This window comes from Streptomyces sp. NPDC127068, assembly GCF_042724695.1.
Taxonomy (GTDB): domain Bacteria; phylum Actinomycetota; class Actinomycetes; order Streptomycetales; family Streptomycetaceae; genus Streptomyces.
Map to the genome: position 1 here is coordinate 143943 of NZ_JBHXEN010000007.1, position 15782 is coordinate 159724.

A 15782-nucleotide genomic window follows, 5' to 3' on the forward strand; every position below is an offset into this window, starting at 1 on the left:
TCACGCCTCCTTCGGGTCGGTCAGAGGGGCGGACGGGCGGCGGGTGCGGCGCAGCGGGGCCTTGATCCCGAGGCGCTTCGGGTCGAAGCCGGACCAGGGGTGACCGTCCGCGAAGAACTTGGAGCGGGCGGCCAGGGTCAGCAGCGGCTTGGTGAAGAAGAACACCACGACCACGTCGAGCAGGGTGGTGAGGCCCAGCGTGAACGCGAAGCCCTGGACCTTGCCGACCGTGACGATGAACAGCACGGCGGCGGCGAGGAACGACACGAAGTCGGAGACCAGGATGGTGCGCCGGGCCCGGGGCCAGCCGCGCTCGACGGCGGGCCGCAGCGAACGGCCTTCCCGGACTTCGTCGCGGACCCGTTCGAAGAACACGATGAACGAGTCGGCGGTGATGCCGATGGCGACGATCGCACCGCAGACGGCCGGCAGGTTCAGCGCGAAGCCGATGGCCGGGCCGAGCAGGGACATGAGCACGTAGGTGAGGGCCGCGGAGAGCAGCAGCGAGGCGATGGCGATCAGCGCCAGGCCGCGGTAGTAGACCACCAGGTAGATCACGACGAGTGCGAGGCCGATGGCACCGGCGATCAGGCCGGCCTCCAGCTGCTCACCGCCGAGCGCGGCGGTGACGGTGGTGACGCTCTGCTCCTCGAACGTCAGCGGCAGGGCGCCGTACGAGAGCATGTTGCCCAGGTTCTCGGCTTCCTCCTGCTTGAAGTTGCCGGAGATCTGGGCGTTGCCACCGGTGATCGCGGTGTTCACCGAGGGGGCGGAGGTGATCTCACCGTCGAGGACGATGGCGAACTGGTTCTGCGGGGCGGCCTTCGCGGCGAGCTGGGAGGTGATCTTGCCGAACTGGTCCGCGCCCTTCTTGTCGAAGTCCATCTGCACGATCCAGCCCTCGACGCCCTGGGGGTCGATGACGGCGCTGGCGTCCGAGATGCGCTTGCCCTCGACGGCGACGGGGCCCAGCACGTACTTGTAGCCGCTGTCCGGGTCGCAGGCGACGATCGAGTCCTCGGGCTTCGCGCCGCGGGCCTTGTCGCTGGCGTCCAAGCGGCCTTCGGCGGTGGAGCAGTCGAGCGCTTCGAGCCGCTTCTGGAGGTCGGTGGCCTGGGCGGCGGCGGCCGCGTCGGCGGAGGAGCTGGACGACGGCGCCGGGCTGGTGGAGTCCGACGGCTCGGCCGAGGCGGAACCGCTGGGGGTGGCGTCCGCGGCGAGGGCCCCGGTCACCGCGCGGCCCTGGGTGGTGGCGCTGCTCGACGGCGAGGCGGAGGCGGAGCTGCTGGAGCTGGCCGAGGGCTTGCCGCTCTCGTCGCCCTTGCCCTTGTCGCCGCCCTTGTCGCCGGAGGCGCTCGGGGACGGGCTGGGCGACTCCTTGCCCGACTCGGTGACCGGCATGCCGGTCAGGACGGGTCGGAAGGACAGCTTCGCGGTCGTGCCGACCTGCTCACGCGCCGATTCCTCGTCGGTGCCCCGGGGGATGTTGACGATGATGTTGTCGTTGCCCTGGGTCTGCACCTCGGCCTCGGACACGCCGAGGCCGTTCACCCGCCGTTCGATGATGCCGACGGCGGTTTCCATGTTGGTCTGGTTGACCGCGTTCTTCTGGCCGGGTTCGTTCTTCGCCTTGAGCGTGATGCTCGTACCGCCGGCGAGGTCGATCCCGAGTCGCGGGGTAGTGTGCCCCGAAAGGAACATTCCCCCGGTGAGCGCCACCATGGCGATCAGGATCAGGACCAGCGTGCGCCCGGGCTTTCCCTGTGCACTCGGCTTACGGCCCTTCTTGGGTGCTGCCACCTTGTCGTTTCTCCCTCTCCAGCCGCCCCGCGCGGGTCGGGCGCCGACGGCCGGTCACTGGTGTGGAGACGCGGCGTGAAGCCAGCACGACCCGGGAGCCACCGCACGTGAGCGGTCTCGGCGGAGCTCCCGGGCGTGACTACTTCGCGTCGGACTCGCCGTCGGTCTTCTTCGGCTCGGCATCGGCCGCCTTCTCGGCCCCGTCCGCCGCGTCACCGGCGGCTTCGGTGTCGGCGTCCTTCTTGCCGAGGTCGATGCGGGAGGCGCGGGAGTCCTCGGATTCGGCGGCTTCGGTGAGGGAGGAAGCGTCATCGGGGACGACTGCGCCGTCGAGGTCGTCGGACCCGTCGGTCTCGTCCGTCTCGTCGGTTCCGTGCACGAGACGGTTGTACTCGTCGTCTTCGAGGACGACGGCGATCGCGTTCTTGGCGAAGATCAGGTGGACGCCGGGGGCGGCTTCGAGGAGCACCGTGTCCTCGCTGACCTCCTTGACGGTGGCGTACATGCCACCGATCGTGCGGACGCCTGATCCGGGCTGCATCTGGTCCCGCATCTGGACGGCCTGCTGCTGCTTCTTCTTCGCAGACCGCGTCATCAGGAACATGGCCCCGATGAGCACGATGAACGGGAGGAGGGTCACGAGACTCACGGGTCGGAACTTCCTTCAAGGGACCGCTTGCGGCGCGGCCTGATCATTGGGGGTGTGGTGACGCCCCCATGAGGGGGCCATCGGCGGAGTCTAAGCGAGTCCGCGCTGATGGAACAACGCTCAGCATGGCACCGGGGTTCCCGACCCCGCGAGGACACGCGCCGTCACGCCCCGAACAGGTCCTGTTGTCCGATTCCGCCGACGAATCCGCCCGGGGCCCGCTCGGGGGCGGTCAGCCCGAGGTGCGCCCAGGCCGCCGGCGTGGCCACCCGACCACGGGGCGTGCGCGCGAGCAGCCCCTCCCGGACCAGGAAGGGCTCGGCGACCTCCTCGACGGTCTCGCGCTCCTCCCCCACCGCGACGGCCAGCGTGGACAGGCCGACCGGGCCGCCGCCGAAGAGCTTGAGCAGCGCCTCCAGCACCGCCCGGTCCAGCCGGTCGAGTCCGCGTTCGTCCACCTCGTACACCCGCAGGGCCGCGCCGGCGACCTCACGGGTGATCGCTCCGTCCACCTTGACCTGCGCGTAGTCGCGGACCCGGCGCAGCAGTCGGTTGGCGATGCGGGGGGTGCCCCGGGACCGGCCGGCGATCTCGGCGGCGCCCCCGGTGTCGATCGTGACGTCGAGGAGGCCGGCGGACCGGTGGACGACGCGCTCCAGTTCGGGCGGGCCGTAGAACTCCATGTGCGCGGTGAAGCCGAAGCGGTCGCGCAGCGGCGGGGGCAGCAGTCCGGCGCGGGTGGTGGCGCCGACCAGGGTGAAGGGCGGCAGTTCCAGGGGGATCGCGGTGGCCCCGGGTCCCTTGCCGACGATCACGTCGACGCGGAAGTCCTCCATGGCCATGTAGAGCATCTCCTCGGCGGGCCGCGACATGCGGTGGATCTCGTCGAGGAAGAGGACCTCGCCCTCCTGGAGGGAGGAGAGGACGGCGGCGAGGTCGCCCGCGTGCTGGATGGCCGGGCCGCTGGTGATCCGGATGGGAGCGCCCATCTCGGCCGCGATGATCATGGACAGGGTGGTCTTGCCGAGGCCGGGGGGGCCGGAGAGCAGGACGTGGTCGGCGGTGGCACCGCGCGCCCGGGCGGCCCGCAGGACCAGGTCGAGCTGTTCGCGGACCTTCTCCTGACCGATGAACTCGGCCAGGTCCTTCGGCCGCAGGGCGGCCTCCACCGCCTGGTCCTCGCGGTCGGCGGACGCTCCCACCAGCCGGTCGGCCTCGGAGGTCTCGTCGGTCGAGTCGTCCCAGTTCATCAGCGTGCCTCGGGGTGGTGGAGGGGGCCGGTCGGTCCGGCCGGCGGGTGGCGTGCGAAAGCCGGTGCGGGGGGCTGACGTCGGCGGCGCCCTCACGACGAGGGCGGCGGGGCGTCAGCGGGCCTTGTTCAGGCTCTGGAGGGCCGCCCTGAGGAGGTGGCCGACCTGGGGGGCGCCCTCGGCCGCCTCGGCCTGCGGGGTCACGGCGGTGATCGCCTCGTCGGCCTCGCGGGGGGCGTAGCCGAGTCCGATCAGGGCGGTCTGGAGCTGGTCGCGCCAGCCGGGGGCGGCCGGGGCGGCGGACGCCGGAGCGCTGCCGACGGGGGCCCCGAGTCGGTCCTTGAGTTCGATGAGGAGCTTCTGCGCGCCCTTCTTGCCGATGCCGGGAACGGCGACCAGTGCCTTCTCGTCGGCGGAGGCGACGGCGCGGCGCAAGGCGTCGGGGCTGTGCACGGCGAGCATCGCCTGGGCGAGCCGGGGGCCGACGCCGCTCGCGGTCTGGAGCAGTTCGAACGTCTGGCGTTCGTCCTCGTCGGCGAATCCGTACAGCGTGAGCGAATCCTCGCGGACGACCAGCGAGGTCGCGATCCTGGCGGGCTGGCCGACGCGGAGCGCGGAGAGGGTGTTCGGCGCGCACTGGACGGCGATGCCGATGCCGCCGACCTCGACGACGGCCCCGTCCGGGGCGAGCGAGGCGATCGGGCCGCTGACGAAGGCGATCATCGGTTGACCTTCCGTGCGAGGGTGCTGGCCCGGCGGGCCTCGTCGTGGGCCTGCTGGAGGCGGTTCACGGCGGGAGCGCGCCAGATGTGACAGATGGCGAGGGCGAGGGCGTCGGCGGCGTCGGCGGGTTTCGGCGGGGCGTCGAGCCTCAGCAGGCGGGTGACCATGGCACCGACCTGGGCCTTGTCCGCGCGCCCGCTGCCGGTGACGGCGGCCTTGACCTCGCTGGGGGTGTGCAGGGCGACGGGCAGTCCGCGGCGGGAGGCGCAGAGCAGGGCCACGGCGCTGGCCTGGGCGGTGCCCATGACCGTGCGCACGTTGTGCTGGCTGAAGACCCGTTCCACCGCCACGTACTCCGGGCGGTGTTCGTCGAGCCACTTTTCGATGCCCTGCTCGATGGCGACCAGTCGGTGGCCGAGGGGCGCATCGGCAGGGGTGCGGACCACCCCGACGCCGACCATGGTGAGCGGCCGTCCGGCGACGCCCTCCACCACTCCCACCCCACAGCGGGTCAGCCCGGGGTCCACCCCCAGTACGCGCACGTCAACCGCCTTCCGTCGATCACCTGTTCCCGCAGGCTATCGGCACCCGCTGACAACGGGGCCCGCGCGCCCCGTGTCGACGGTACGGGTCGCGGACCCGTACGCGGCGACGGGCCGACGGGTGTGTCCCGTCGGCCCGTCGGCGTGCCCGGTGCGGTCCGCGAACCCGTCCGGGGACGGTTCGCGGGCTGCGGCGTCAGGCGTCGACCTTCTCCATCACGTCGTCCGGGACGTCGAAGTTGGCGAAGACGTTCTGCACGTCGTCGCTGTCCTCCAGGGCGTCGATCAGCTTGAAGATCTTCTTGGCGCCCTCCTCGTCCAGTTCGACCTGCATCGTCGGGACGAAGTTGGTGTCGGCCGAGTCGTAGTCGATGCCGGCTTCCTGGAGGGCGGTGCGGACGGCGACCAGGTCGGACGCCTCGCTCAGCACCTCGAAGGACTCGCCGAGGTCGTTGACCTCTTCGGCGCCCGCGTCCAGGACGGCGCCGAGGACGTCGTCCTCGCTCAGCTCGCCCTTGGGGACGATCACGACGCCCTTGCGGTGGAAGAGGTACGACACCGAGCCCGGGTCGGCCATGGAGCCGCCGTTGCGGGTCATCGCGACCCGCACGTCGGACGCGGCCCGGTTGCGGTTGTCGGTGAGGCACTCGATCAGGACGGCGACGCCGTTGGGGCCGTAGCCCTCGTACATGATCGTCTCGTAGTCGGCGCCACCGGCTTCGAGACCGCCACCGCGCTTGATCGCGGAGTCGATGTTCTTGTTGGGAACCGACTGCTTCTTGGCCTTCTGCACGGCGTCGAACAGCGTCGGGTTGCCTTCGAGGTCGACGCCACCGAGGCGGGCCGCGACCTCGACGTTCTTGATCAGCTTCGCGAAGAGCTTGCCGCGCTTGGCGTCGATCACGGCCTTCTTGTGCTTCGTCGTGGCCCATTTAGAGTGGCCGGACATCTGCCTGTCTCCTTCGCGTAACCCATCTCTTTACGAACGCCAGCGATCCTACAAGGATCGCACGGCCCCCCGTCCGCACGCCCGACCCGTCCCGGGCGCGGGCCGTTCTCCCTCAGGAGGCGACGGCGGCCCGCACCATCGCCACGAAGAGGGCGTGCACCCGGTGGTCGCCGGTCAGTTCCGGGTGGAAGGAGGTGGCCAGGGCACGGCCCTGGCGGACGGCGACCACGTGCCCGGCGTGGGTGGCCAGCACCTCGACGCCGGGGCCGACGGACTCGACCCAGGGCGCGCGGATGAAGACCCCCTCCACGGGGGACCCGGTGACGCCCGTGACCTCGACGGCGGCCTCGAAGGACTCGTTCTGCCGGCCGAACGCGTTGCGCCGCACCACCATGTCGATCCCGCCGATCGTCTCCTGACCGGAACGGGGGTCGAGGATGCGGTCCGCGAGCATGATCAGGCCCGCGCAGGTGCCGTAGACGGGCATCCCCGCACGGACCCGTGCCCGCAGCGGCTCCATCAGCCCGAAGAGCACCGCCAGCTTGGAGATGGTGGTGGACTCGCCGCCGGGGATCACCAGGGCGTCCACCTCCGCGAGTTCCTCGGGGCGGCGGACCGGTCGGGCCACGGCGTCGGCCGCGGCGAGCGCGGCCAGATGCTCCCGTACGTCGCCCTGGAGGGCGAGCACGCCGATCAGCGGCGTGCGGGCGTCCGGCGCGGTCGGCTGCGGGGGGATCACGGTGGTGGTCGTCATGGTTCGGGTGACCTGTGCCTCGCTACTCGGTGCGGTACGGGGGCACGGCGCCGCGGGGGCGCCGTGCCGGGGGCGGTGGCCGGTCACCAACCGCGGTTGGCGTACCGCTCCGTCTCGGGGAGGGTGTCGCAGTTGATGCCCACCATGGCCTCGCCGAGGTTGCGGGAGGCGTCGGCGATGACCTTGGGGTCGTCGAAGAAGGTGGTGGCGCGGACGATCGCCGCGGCGCGCTTGGCCGGGTCGCCGGACTTGAAGATGCCGGAGCCGACGAAGACTCCCTCGGCGCCGAGCTGCCGCATCAGCGCCGCGTCGGCCGGGGTGGCGACGCCGCCGGCGGAGAACAGCACCACGGGCAGCTTGCCCAGCTCGGCGACCTCCTTGACCAGCTCGTAGGGGGCGCGCAGGTCCTTGGCCGCGGCGTACAGCTCGTTGTTGTCGTAGCCGCGCAGCCGGGCGATCTCGTTCTTGATCTGCCGCAGGTGCCGGACGGCCTCGACCACGTTGCCGGTGCCGGCCTCGCCCTTGGAGCGGATCATCGCCGCGCCCTCGGCGATCCGGCGCAGCGCCTCGCCGAGGTTGGTGGCGCCGCAGACGAACGGGGTGGTGAAGGCGAACTTGTCGGAGTGGTTGACCTCGTCGGCGGGGGTCAGCACCTCCGACTCGTCGATGTAGTCGACGCCGAGCGCCTGGAGGACCTGGGCCTCGACGAAGTGGCCGATGCGGGACTTCGCCATGACGGGGATCGAGACGGCCCCGATGATGCCCTCGATCATGTCCGGGTCGGACATCCGGGCCACCCCGCCGTCCTTGCGGATGTCGGCCGGGACCCGCTCCAGGGCCATGACGGCGACGGCACCCGCGTCCTCGGCGATCTTCGCCTGCTCCGGGGTGACGACGTCCATGATCACGCCGCCCTTGAGCTGCTCCGCCATGCCGCGCTTGACGCGCGCGGTGCCGGTGGCGGGGGTGCCCTGCGGGGCGGCCGGGGCGGTCTGGTCGGTGCTGGGCGTGCTGGACACGGGAGGACCTCGCTCGGGGGAAGAGTGATGCTGCTGCCCCGAGGAAACCTTTCGGGCGGGTCGGGCGACAAGAGCCAATGGGGAGCCGGTGGATCGTTCTCGCCCGTCCACCCGGCCACCGCGCCGGCCCGGCCCGCGCGGTGGCCCCTGCCACGGGTGTCCGCCGCTCCGCCGTGCACGACCGCCGGACACGACCGCCGGGCAGGCATCCCCGTGCGCCCCGCTGCGACCCTGTGGCGCCGTGTCCGCCCCGTGGGGCTTGTGGGGCCTGCGCGGCGGGCTGGCGGCTAGGCGGCGCGCTCCGCCAGCGCGGCCGGCGGCCGGTCGTCCATCTCGAACGCCAGCGGGAAGGGCGCGTGCCCGGCCAGCCGGAACCAGCGGACCTTGCGGTGCCGGCGCAGGGCCCGGGCGGCACGTACGGCGTCGTTGTGGAACCGGCGGGCCATCGGCACCATGCGCACCGCCCGGGCCAGTTCGCCGGTGGCCTCCTCACCGCCCGGCACCGCGCGGACCGCCTCGATCTGGGGGGCCTCCCCGAAGACCGCGCGCAACGCCTGGCTCAGATCGCTCTCGGCGACCTCGCGGTGCTCCTCGTCCGCCTGCCGGGCCTCGTGGGCCGCCTCGTACAGGACGATGGAGGCCGCCGGGTCCAACACCCCCGAGGTGGCCAGTTCCTGGGCGACGGAGGCCCGTCGCAGCAGTTGCGCGTCCAGGGCGGCGCGGGTCGAGTCGATGCGGGTGTGCAGGCGGTCCAGCCGACCCGCGGTCCAGCTCAGGTAGAGGCCGACGGCCACCAGGGCCACGACGATCCAGATCAATGTGGAGGTCACGGGGGGCAAGGCTAGTCGTCCGCCCGCCGAGGGCCGCCGTCCACGTCGTCAGTTGCCGATGCCGAGCCGGGCGCGCAGCCCGGTGACCCGCTCGTCCGCGGCGACGGCCGCGGCTCCCGCGGTGACGGTCTCGTAGACGGACAGGATGTCGGCGCCCACAGTGGACCAGTCGAAGCGACGCACGTGCGTGCTGCCGAGCCGGCGCAGTTCCGCGCGCCGTTCGGGGTCCGCCAGCAGCCGGACCGCGCCCTCGGCGAGCGCGTCCGCGTCCTCGTTGGCGAAGAGTTCCCCGGCGTTGCCCCGGTCCAGCACCTGGGCGAACGCGTCGAGGTCGGCGGCGAGGACGGGCGCTCCCGCGGACATGGCCTCGACGAGGATGATCCCGAAGCTCTCGCCGCCGGTGTTCGGCGCCACGTACACGTCGACGCTGCGCAGCAGCCGGGCCTTGTCCTCGTCGCTGATCATGCCGAGGAACTCGACCCGGGAGCGCAGGGCGGCGGGCAGGGTCGCGACGGCTTCCTCGGCGTCCCCGCGGCCGGCCACCAGGAGCCGGGCGCCCGGCCGTTCGGCGAAGATCCGGGGCAGGGCGCCCATCAGGACCGGGAGGCCCTTGCGCGGCTCGTCGATCCGTCCGATGAAACCGATCGTCTCGCCCTGCCACTCGGGGCGGGGCTCGGCGCGCGCGAAGAAGTCGACGTCGACGCCGTTGGGGATGACGACCGCGTCGCCGCCCAGGTGCTCGACCAGGGTCCGGCGGGCGTACTCGCTGACCGCGATCCGGGCGCTGATCTTCTCCAGGGCCGCCTGGAGGATGGAGTACGCGGCGATCATCGCCCGCGAGCGCGGGTTGGAGGTGTGGAAGGTCGCCACGATCGGGCCCTGCGCGGCCCAGCAGGCCAGCAGGCCGAGCGAGGGCGAGGCGGGCTCGTGGATGTGGATCACGTCGAAGGTGCCGTCGTGCAGCCAGCGGCGGACCCGGGCGGCGGACAGGAACCCGAAGTTGAGCCGCGCCACCGAGCCGTTGTACGGGACGGGCACCGCGCGCCCGGCGGACACCACGTACGGCGGCAGCGGGGTCTCGTCGTCGGCGGGCGCGAGGACCGAGACCTCGTGGCCCAGCCCGATCAGGTGCTCGGCGAGGTCGCGGATGTGGAACTGGACGCCACCGGGCACGTCCCAGGAGTACGGGCAGACGATGCCGATCCTCATGCCGCTCCCCCGTACCGCGGGGCGTCGGGCGCCCGCGCCGGGTCGAGGTCCGCGAGCCACAGCCGCTGGAGCATGTGCCAGTCCTCCGGGTGGTCGGCGATCCCGGCGGCGAACGCGTCCGCCAGGGCCTGGGTCATGAGGGACGTCTTCTCGGCCCGGTCACCCGAAGCGGGCACCTCGACGGGCGGGTGGACCCGGCCCCGCATCACCGGCGAGTCGTCGTACCAGAGGGTGACGGGCAGCAGCAGGGCCCCGGTCTGCTGGGCGAGCAGGGCGGGCCCGGCGGGCATCCGGGCGGTGTCCCCGAAGAACCGGACCTCGACCCCGGACGCGGACAGGTCGCGGTCCGCCACCAGACAGACCAGACCGCCCGCGCGCAGCCGGCGGGCGAGGGTGCCGAAGGCGGCGCCACCGCTGTGCGGCAGCACCTCCATGCCGAGGCCCTCGCGGTAGGCGACGAAGCGGTCGTACAGGGTCTCGGGCTTCAGGCGTTCGGCGACGGTGGTGAACGGCGTCCCGAGTTCGGTGGTGACCCACGCCCCGGCGAGGTCCCAGTTGGCGAGGTGCGGCAGGGCCAGGACGACGCCCTTGCCCTCGGCGAGCCCGTCGGTGAGGTGGTGGACGTCCTCGCAGGTGAATCCGGCCCGCACCCGCTGTTCGCTCCAGGCGGGGAGCCGGAACGACTCCATCCAGTAGCGCAGGTAGGAGCGCATGCCGGCCCGGGACAGCTCCGCGAGGCGCTCGGGGCCGGCGTCCGGGACCACCCGGGCGAGGTTGGCCTCCAGCCGCAGGACCCCCTTGCCGCGGCGCTTCCAGGCGAGATCGGCGACCGTGCGGCCCAGCCGGGCGGCGGCGGGCTCCGGCAACTTCTTCACGGTGGCCCAGCCGGTGCCGTACAGGGTGTCCGCGAGCCGGTCGCCGAGGCTCATCCGGTCGCCTCGCTACCGGCGGCGGTGTGACCGCTGGGCGGGCGCGGGTTGTCGGCGTCGGCCTCGGCGGCCTCCTTGCGGACGGTGATCACCCGCTGGACGAGCGTGACGAGGCTGCCCACGGCGACGATCCACAGCGCGATGGGGAGCAACACGTCGATGCCGGGGACCCCGAAGGCGTGCAGTCCGGCGAGGCCCGCCGCGACCAGCGACACCACGAGCCGTTCGGCGCGCTCCACGAGGCCGTTGACGGCGACCGGCAGCCCGATCGACTCGCCGCGGGCCTTGGTGTACGACACCACCTGGCCGCTGGCCAGACAGAAGATCGACACCGCGCACAGGACGTTGTTGTCGCCCTGCCCCGCGTACCAGAGGGCGAACCCGCCGAAGATGGCCCCGTCGGCGACCCGGTCCAGGGTGGAGTCGAGAAACGCCCCCCAGCGGCTGGAGCGGCCCAGCTGGCGGGCCATGTTCCCGTCGACGAGGTCCGAGAAGACGAACAGCGTGATGACGATCGTCCCCCAGAAGAACTCGCCCCGGGGGAAGAAGACCAGCGCGCCCACCACCACTCCGGCGGTCCCGAGGAGGGTGACCGTGTCCGGGCTCACCCCGCGGCGGATCAGAAATGCGGCGAACGGCGTGAGGACACGCGTGAAGAATGCACGCGCGTACTTGTTCAGCATGGCCTTCCCGGAGGTTCGGTGGACCGGTCGGCCCTTGCTGGCCTCCGGCTGGCCCATCGTAGCCACGCCCGGCCGGGTGCTCCCCCGGGCACCGTCCGCCCCGGTGGCCGCGTCCGACGGATGGACGCACGGTTACGGGAGGGGAAGGCTCACGAGCACCGCGCGCGTCCTGCGGGGCCGCCCTCCCCGTGCGGCCCCGCAGGACCCGCTCCGGACGGGGCTCCCACCGTGCACACGACCGGGAGGCAGGCCATGGGCGACAAGGCGAACGCGCATCCCGGAGCCGCCGCGGGGGTGCTGCCGGCCGACGGTCCCGCGTCGGTCCGGAACGTGGCGCTGGTGGGCCACAGCGGCTCCGGCAAGACGACCCTGGTGGAGGCCCTGGCGCTGACCGCGGGGGCGGTGAACCGGGCGGGCCGGGTCGAGGACGGCAGCACCGTCTCCGACCACGACGAGATCGAGCACCGGCAGCACCGTTCGGTGCAGCTGTCCGTGGTCCCGCTGGAGTGGAACGGCTGCAAGGTGAACCTGGTGGACACCCCCGGCTACGCGGACTTCGTCGGGGAGCTGCGGGCCGGGCTGCGCGCGGCCGACGCGGCGCTCTTCGTGGTGTCGGCGGCCGAGGGGCCGGAGGTGACGGCCGGGGCGACCCGGCTGCTGTGGGAGGAGTGCGCCGCCGTGGGGACGCCCCGGGCGGTCGTGGTCACCCACCTGGAGTCGGCGCGTGCCGGTTTCGAGGAGGTGGCGGAGCGGTGCGCCCGGACCTTCGGCGGCGAGGACCCCGATGCGGTGCTCCCGCTCCACCTGCCGTTGCGGGGCGAGCCGGGGCCGGACGGCCACGCACCCGTGACCGGGCTGGTCGACCTGGTGTCGGGGCGGTCGTACGACTACTCCTCCGGTCGGCGGGTGGCGACGGAACCGGGACCCGAGCAGGAGCCGCTGGTCCGGGAGGCACGGAACCGGCTGATCGAGGGGATCATCGCCGAGAGCGAGGACGAGGGGCTGATGGACCGCTACCTCGCCGGCGCGGTCGTCGAGGTGGAGACGCTGGTGGCCGACCTGGAGCGGGCCGTGGCGCGCGGGGTGTTCCACCCGGTGGTCGCGGCGGCCCCGGCCGCCCCGGGTGCCCGGCAGGGCCTCGGCACGGTGGAGCTGCTGGAGCTGCTGACCGGTGGCTTCCCCACCCCGTTGGAGCGCACGGCGCCGCCGGTCACGACCCCGGACGGGGCGGAGCGGCCCGGGGTGGTCTGCGACCCGGACGGCCCGCTGGTGGCAGAGGTCGTGAAGACGCTGTCGGACCCGTACGTGGGCCGGGTGTCGCTGGTACGGGTGTTCTCCGGGACGCTGCGGCCGGACGCGACGGTGCACGTGTCCGGGCACGGGCTCGCCGACCGGGGCCACGAGGACCATGACGCGCAGGCCAGGATCGGTGCGCTGACCTCGCCCTTCGGGAAGCAGCAGCGGATGCTCGCCGAGTGCGTCGCGGGTGATCTGGCGTGTGTGGCGAAGCTGAGCGCCGTGGAGACCGGTGACACCTTGTCCTCGACCGACGACCCGCTGCTGATGGCCCCGTGGGAGCTGCCGGACCCGCTGTTGCCGGTCGCGGTCCGGGCGCACGGAAAGGCCGACGAGGACCGGCTGTCGACGGGGCTCGCGCGACTGGCGGCCGAGGACCCGACGCTGCGGCTGGAGCAGAACCAGGACACCCACCAGGTGGTCCTGTGGTGCGTCGGGGAGGCGCACGCCGAACTGGCCCTGGAACGGCTGCGCGCCCGGTACGGGGTGCAGGTCGACGTGGTGCCCCATCGGGTGCCGCTGCGGGAGACCTTCGCGGGGCCCTCGATCGGACGGGGTCGGCACGTCAAGCAGTCCGGCGGGCACGGGCAGTTCGCCGTCTGCGAGATCGAGGTGGAGCCGCTGCCGGGCGGCTCGGGGATCGAGTTCGTGGACGCGGTGGTCGGCGGGGCGGTGCCCCGGGCGTTCGTCCCCTCGGTGGAGAAGGGCGTGCGCGCGCAGGCGGCGAAGGGGGTGGTCGCGGGCCATCCGTTGATCGACGTGCGGGTCACCCTGCGGGACGGGAAGGCGCACTCGGTGGACTCGTCGGACGCCGCGTTCCAGGCGGCCGGGGCACTCGCCCTGCGGGAGGCCGCCGAGGGCGCCACGGTCCGTCTGTTGGAGCCCTTCGCCGAGGTGCGGGTCCTGGTGGGCGACGCGTACGTGGGCCCGGTGATGAGCGATCTGACCGGGCGGCGGGGCCGGGTGGTGGGCACCGAGCAGGAGCCGGGGGGCCGCACGCTGGTACGGGCCGAGGTCCCGGAGATCGAGATCGGACGGTACGCGGTGGACCTGCGTGCTCTGGCGCACGGGACGGCCCGCTTCAGCCGGGGCTACCTCCGTCACGAACCGATGCCGCGGCAGGTCGCGGAGCGGGTGCGGGAGCAAGGGAAGGCGGGCGCCTGAGCGTCGGCCCCGGTGGCGAGGGCGGGGACAGGGCCGGGGCAGGGACGGGGGGCAGGGCCGGGGACGAACTCGCCCCGGCGGGTGGCCTTTCGTCGTCCCCTGACGGATACCGGCCCCTGCGGATACGCTGAGTCCTGGTCATGTCGCGGTGCGCGTGCGCCCCGTGCCGTCAGGACGGCGGGGGCGGCTCGATCCAGCCGTCCACCTGGTCAACAGGTGTGCGGAGCAGTCACGTCGGGAAGGGCCGCAGGAGCGACAGCGCGGCAAGGAGGGGGTTCTGCGGTGGCGGACGGTTTCGATTTCACTCCGGGGGCTCAGGTTCCGCTCTCGGGTTCATCGGGTCAGACCGCGGCCACCACGGCGCTCGCGTCGGCCGCGTACCGGGACAGTCCGATCGAGGACATCAAGCAGGCGGACAACGAGCTGTACCAGTCGGGCGTGGACGGCGGTCGCCCCTGGGCGTCCCTGTTCGCGCCGAACCTCGGGGAGGCGTTCTCCCGGGCGATCCAGGTCCGGATGCTGGGGGGCGGCCGGGCGCCGCTGATCCAGTCCTTCGGCATCGATCCGCAGGCCGTCGTGGAACACGCCCTGGCAGCCAGTCGCATCCGCAAGCACCGGGACAGCTGGCTCACCGCGATCATGGCGCTGTGCGGGTTCGTCTTCCTCCCGGGGTTGCTGGGCTGGTTGTTGGTCTTCCAGGTGCGCCGCTGGGTGAACGGCTCCACCGACAAGCGCGCCTCCACGCTGGGCACCGCGCTGCTGATCGGGGTCGGCGTGTTCGCCGCCCTGCTGTTGTGGAAGCTGCCGTTCACCGGTTTCTGGCCCTGGTACGCGCGGGCCGCGATCGTCGCCCCGGTCGTCGGCTGGTTGTGGGCCAAGCAGATCTGCGAGCGGACGGCGCAGGACCTGCGTTCGCGCTGGGACGGTCTGCTGTCCGGCGGCGGGGTCGGAGCGAAGATCCCCGAGTCGGTGCCCACCCACCCCAACCAGACCGCCGCCGAGGCGCTGCGCCAGGGGCTGGCCCGGCTGGGCGCCGAGCAGCAGTCCAACTCGGTGTTCTACGCCGGCCCCAAGGGCATCCTGGGGATGGGCACCCGCTGGGGCAGTTGGCAGCTCGCCGAGGACCTGGTGTCCCGGGAGCCGGGCAAGGAGATCCATCCGTTCCGCAGCTGGGACGTGGTGCGCGCCATCCACGACCAGTTGCGGATGCTGACCCGCGGCCCCCTGCACACCGGTGGCTTCCCGACCCCCTCGATACGGCACTGGATCGTGACGCCGATCGGCGAGGGCGCGAAGGGGGTGTCGCGGCCGAGCGGCACGGACGTCGACGCGTACCAGATCAAGTCGCACGAGATACAGCGGATCTGCAACGAGCAGCAGTTCGGCAGCGGTGACCGGCACTACCTGGGCGTCCAGTTCGTGCTGTGGGACGGCCAACTGGTGATCACCATGATGATCACCGTCACGGTGCTCCACGAGACGCTGCGCATCGAGGTCACGGGGCACGCCCTGGGGCCGGTGCACGGGCTGTTCACCACGCCGTCGTCGCCGAAGACGAAGTCCGTGTCCAAGGCGATCAGGTTCTGGGAGACCAGGACGGTGAACCTGCCGCTGATCGAACCGGACGAGGTGGTGCGGCTGGCGGCGCGGGCGCCGCTCACCTGGTACCCGCCGCTGCTGGACTGGCTCGGCGGCAAGATGTCGTTGCCGGAGCCGTTCGGGCTGCGGCACGCATGGGCCTCGCAGCCCTGGCGGCACCGGTTCATGGCGGACGACGCGCTGCGGGCCGCCACCCCGGTCCTGCGGGTGGTGCACGCGGCGGCGCTCAAGGTGCTCGACGAGAACGGCGTCGACACCGACAAGTTCGGCGCCCGTTCGGCGTTCCTCTCGGGAGCCGTCCAGGACCCGTCACCGCGCAAGGCCGACCTGTACGACGCCTGAGGTCCGCGGCTGCGCCGCCCGCGCCCCGAAGGGCACGGGCGGTG

At 72.7% G+C, this 15782-nt stretch carries 14 protein-coding genes; 2 read left to right on the plus strand and 12 right to left on the minus strand.

Features of this window, described 5'->3' with window-relative positions; translation table 11 throughout:
- The 12 genes from secD to pgsA all read right to left on the minus strand — a co-directional run bounded on the left by secD (position 1) and on the right by pgsA (position 11394).
- Positions 1–1800 (minus strand): protein translocase subunit SecD, encoded by a 1800-nt coding sequence (gene secD / locus ACFWIA_RS06455; RefSeq protein WP_387000985.1) that lies wholly within the window; start codon positions 1798–1800, stop codon positions 1–3.
- 139 nt (positions 1801–1939) lie between these two features.
- Complete coding sequence (yajC, locus tag ACFWIA_RS06460; RefSeq protein WP_387000986.1) at positions 1940–2449, minus strand: preprotein translocase subunit YajC; 510 nt, start codon at positions 2447–2449, stop codon at positions 1940–1942.
- A 164-nt stretch (positions 2450–2613) separates the two neighbouring features.
- Positions 2614–3699, minus strand: coding sequence for a Holliday junction branch migration DNA helicase RuvB (gene ruvB, locus ACFWIA_RS06465; protein WP_387000988.1), 1086 nt, complete (start codon positions 3697–3699; stop codon positions 2614–2616).
- A 114-nt stretch (positions 3700–3813) separates the two neighbouring features.
- On the minus strand, positions 3814–4422 hold the full coding sequence (ruvA, locus tag ACFWIA_RS06470) for a Holliday junction branch migration protein RuvA (protein ID WP_387000990.1): 609 nt from the start codon (positions 4420–4422) through the stop codon (positions 3814–3816).
- Entirely contained in the window at positions 4419–4964 is a 546-nt protein-coding gene (ruvC, locus tag ACFWIA_RS06475) for a crossover junction endodeoxyribonuclease RuvC (protein ID WP_387000992.1), read from the minus strand. Before ruvC ends, ruvA begins: the two co-directional genes overlap by 4 nt.
- A gap of 196 nt (positions 4965–5160) precedes the next feature.
- A complete protein-coding gene (locus tag ACFWIA_RS06480; protein WP_385493233.1) occupies positions 5161–5913 on the minus strand; it encodes a YebC/PmpR family DNA-binding transcriptional regulator in 753 nt (250 codons plus the stop codon).
- 112 nt (positions 5914–6025) lie between these two features.
- The gene (gene pdxT / locus ACFWIA_RS06485; protein WP_387000994.1) at positions 6026–6667 is read right to left on the minus strand and encodes a pyridoxal 5'-phosphate synthase glutaminase subunit PdxT; all 642 of its coding nucleotides are present in this window, start codon (positions 6665–6667) and stop codon (positions 6026–6028) included.
- An 83-nt stretch (positions 6668–6750) separates the two neighbouring features.
- The gene (pdxS, locus tag ACFWIA_RS06490) at positions 6751–7686 is read right to left on the minus strand and encodes a pyridoxal 5'-phosphate synthase lyase subunit PdxS (RefSeq protein ID WP_387000996.1); all 936 of its coding nucleotides are present in this window, start codon (positions 7684–7686) and stop codon (positions 6751–6753) included.
- 287 nt (positions 7687–7973) lie between these two features.
- Positions 7974–8516 carry a hypothetical protein gene (locus ACFWIA_RS06495; protein WP_387000997.1) on the minus strand — a complete coding sequence of 181 codons (543 nt, stop codon included), beginning with the start codon at positions 8514–8516 and terminating at the stop codon, positions 7974–7976.
- A gap of 48 nt (positions 8517–8564) precedes the next feature.
- Entirely contained in the window at positions 8565–9725 is a 1161-nt protein-coding gene (locus tag ACFWIA_RS06500) for a glycosyltransferase family 4 protein (protein ID WP_387000999.1), read from the minus strand.
- Entirely contained in the window at positions 9722–10654 is a 933-nt protein-coding gene (locus tag ACFWIA_RS06505) for a phosphatidylinositol mannoside acyltransferase (protein ID WP_387001001.1), read from the minus strand. Before ACFWIA_RS06505 ends, ACFWIA_RS06500 begins: the two co-directional genes overlap by 4 nt.
- Positions 10651–11394, minus strand: coding sequence for a phosphatidylinositol phosphate synthase (pgsA, locus tag ACFWIA_RS06510; RefSeq protein ID WP_387001042.1), 744 nt, complete (start codon positions 11392–11394; stop codon positions 10651–10653). The genes ACFWIA_RS06505 and pgsA overlap by 4 nt, the downstream gene beginning before the upstream one ends.
- A gap of 195 nt (positions 11395–11589) precedes the next feature.
- On the opposite strand from pgsA, the gene ACFWIA_RS06515 reads away from it, so the two are divergent.
- Together ACFWIA_RS06515 and ACFWIA_RS06520 are read left to right on the plus strand one after the other, a co-directional pair.
- The gene (locus ACFWIA_RS06515; RefSeq protein ID WP_387001003.1) at positions 11590–13797 is read left to right on the plus strand and encodes an elongation factor G-like protein EF-G2; all 2208 of its coding nucleotides are present in this window, start codon (positions 11590–11592) and stop codon (positions 13795–13797) included.
- Positions 13798–14079: 282 nt separating this feature from the next.
- Positions 14080–15738, plus strand: a complete 1659-nt coding sequence (locus tag ACFWIA_RS06520) for a hypothetical protein (protein WP_387001004.1) — start codon at positions 14080–14082, stop codon at positions 15736–15738.
- The last annotated feature ends 44 nt before the right edge of the window (positions 15739–15782 follow it).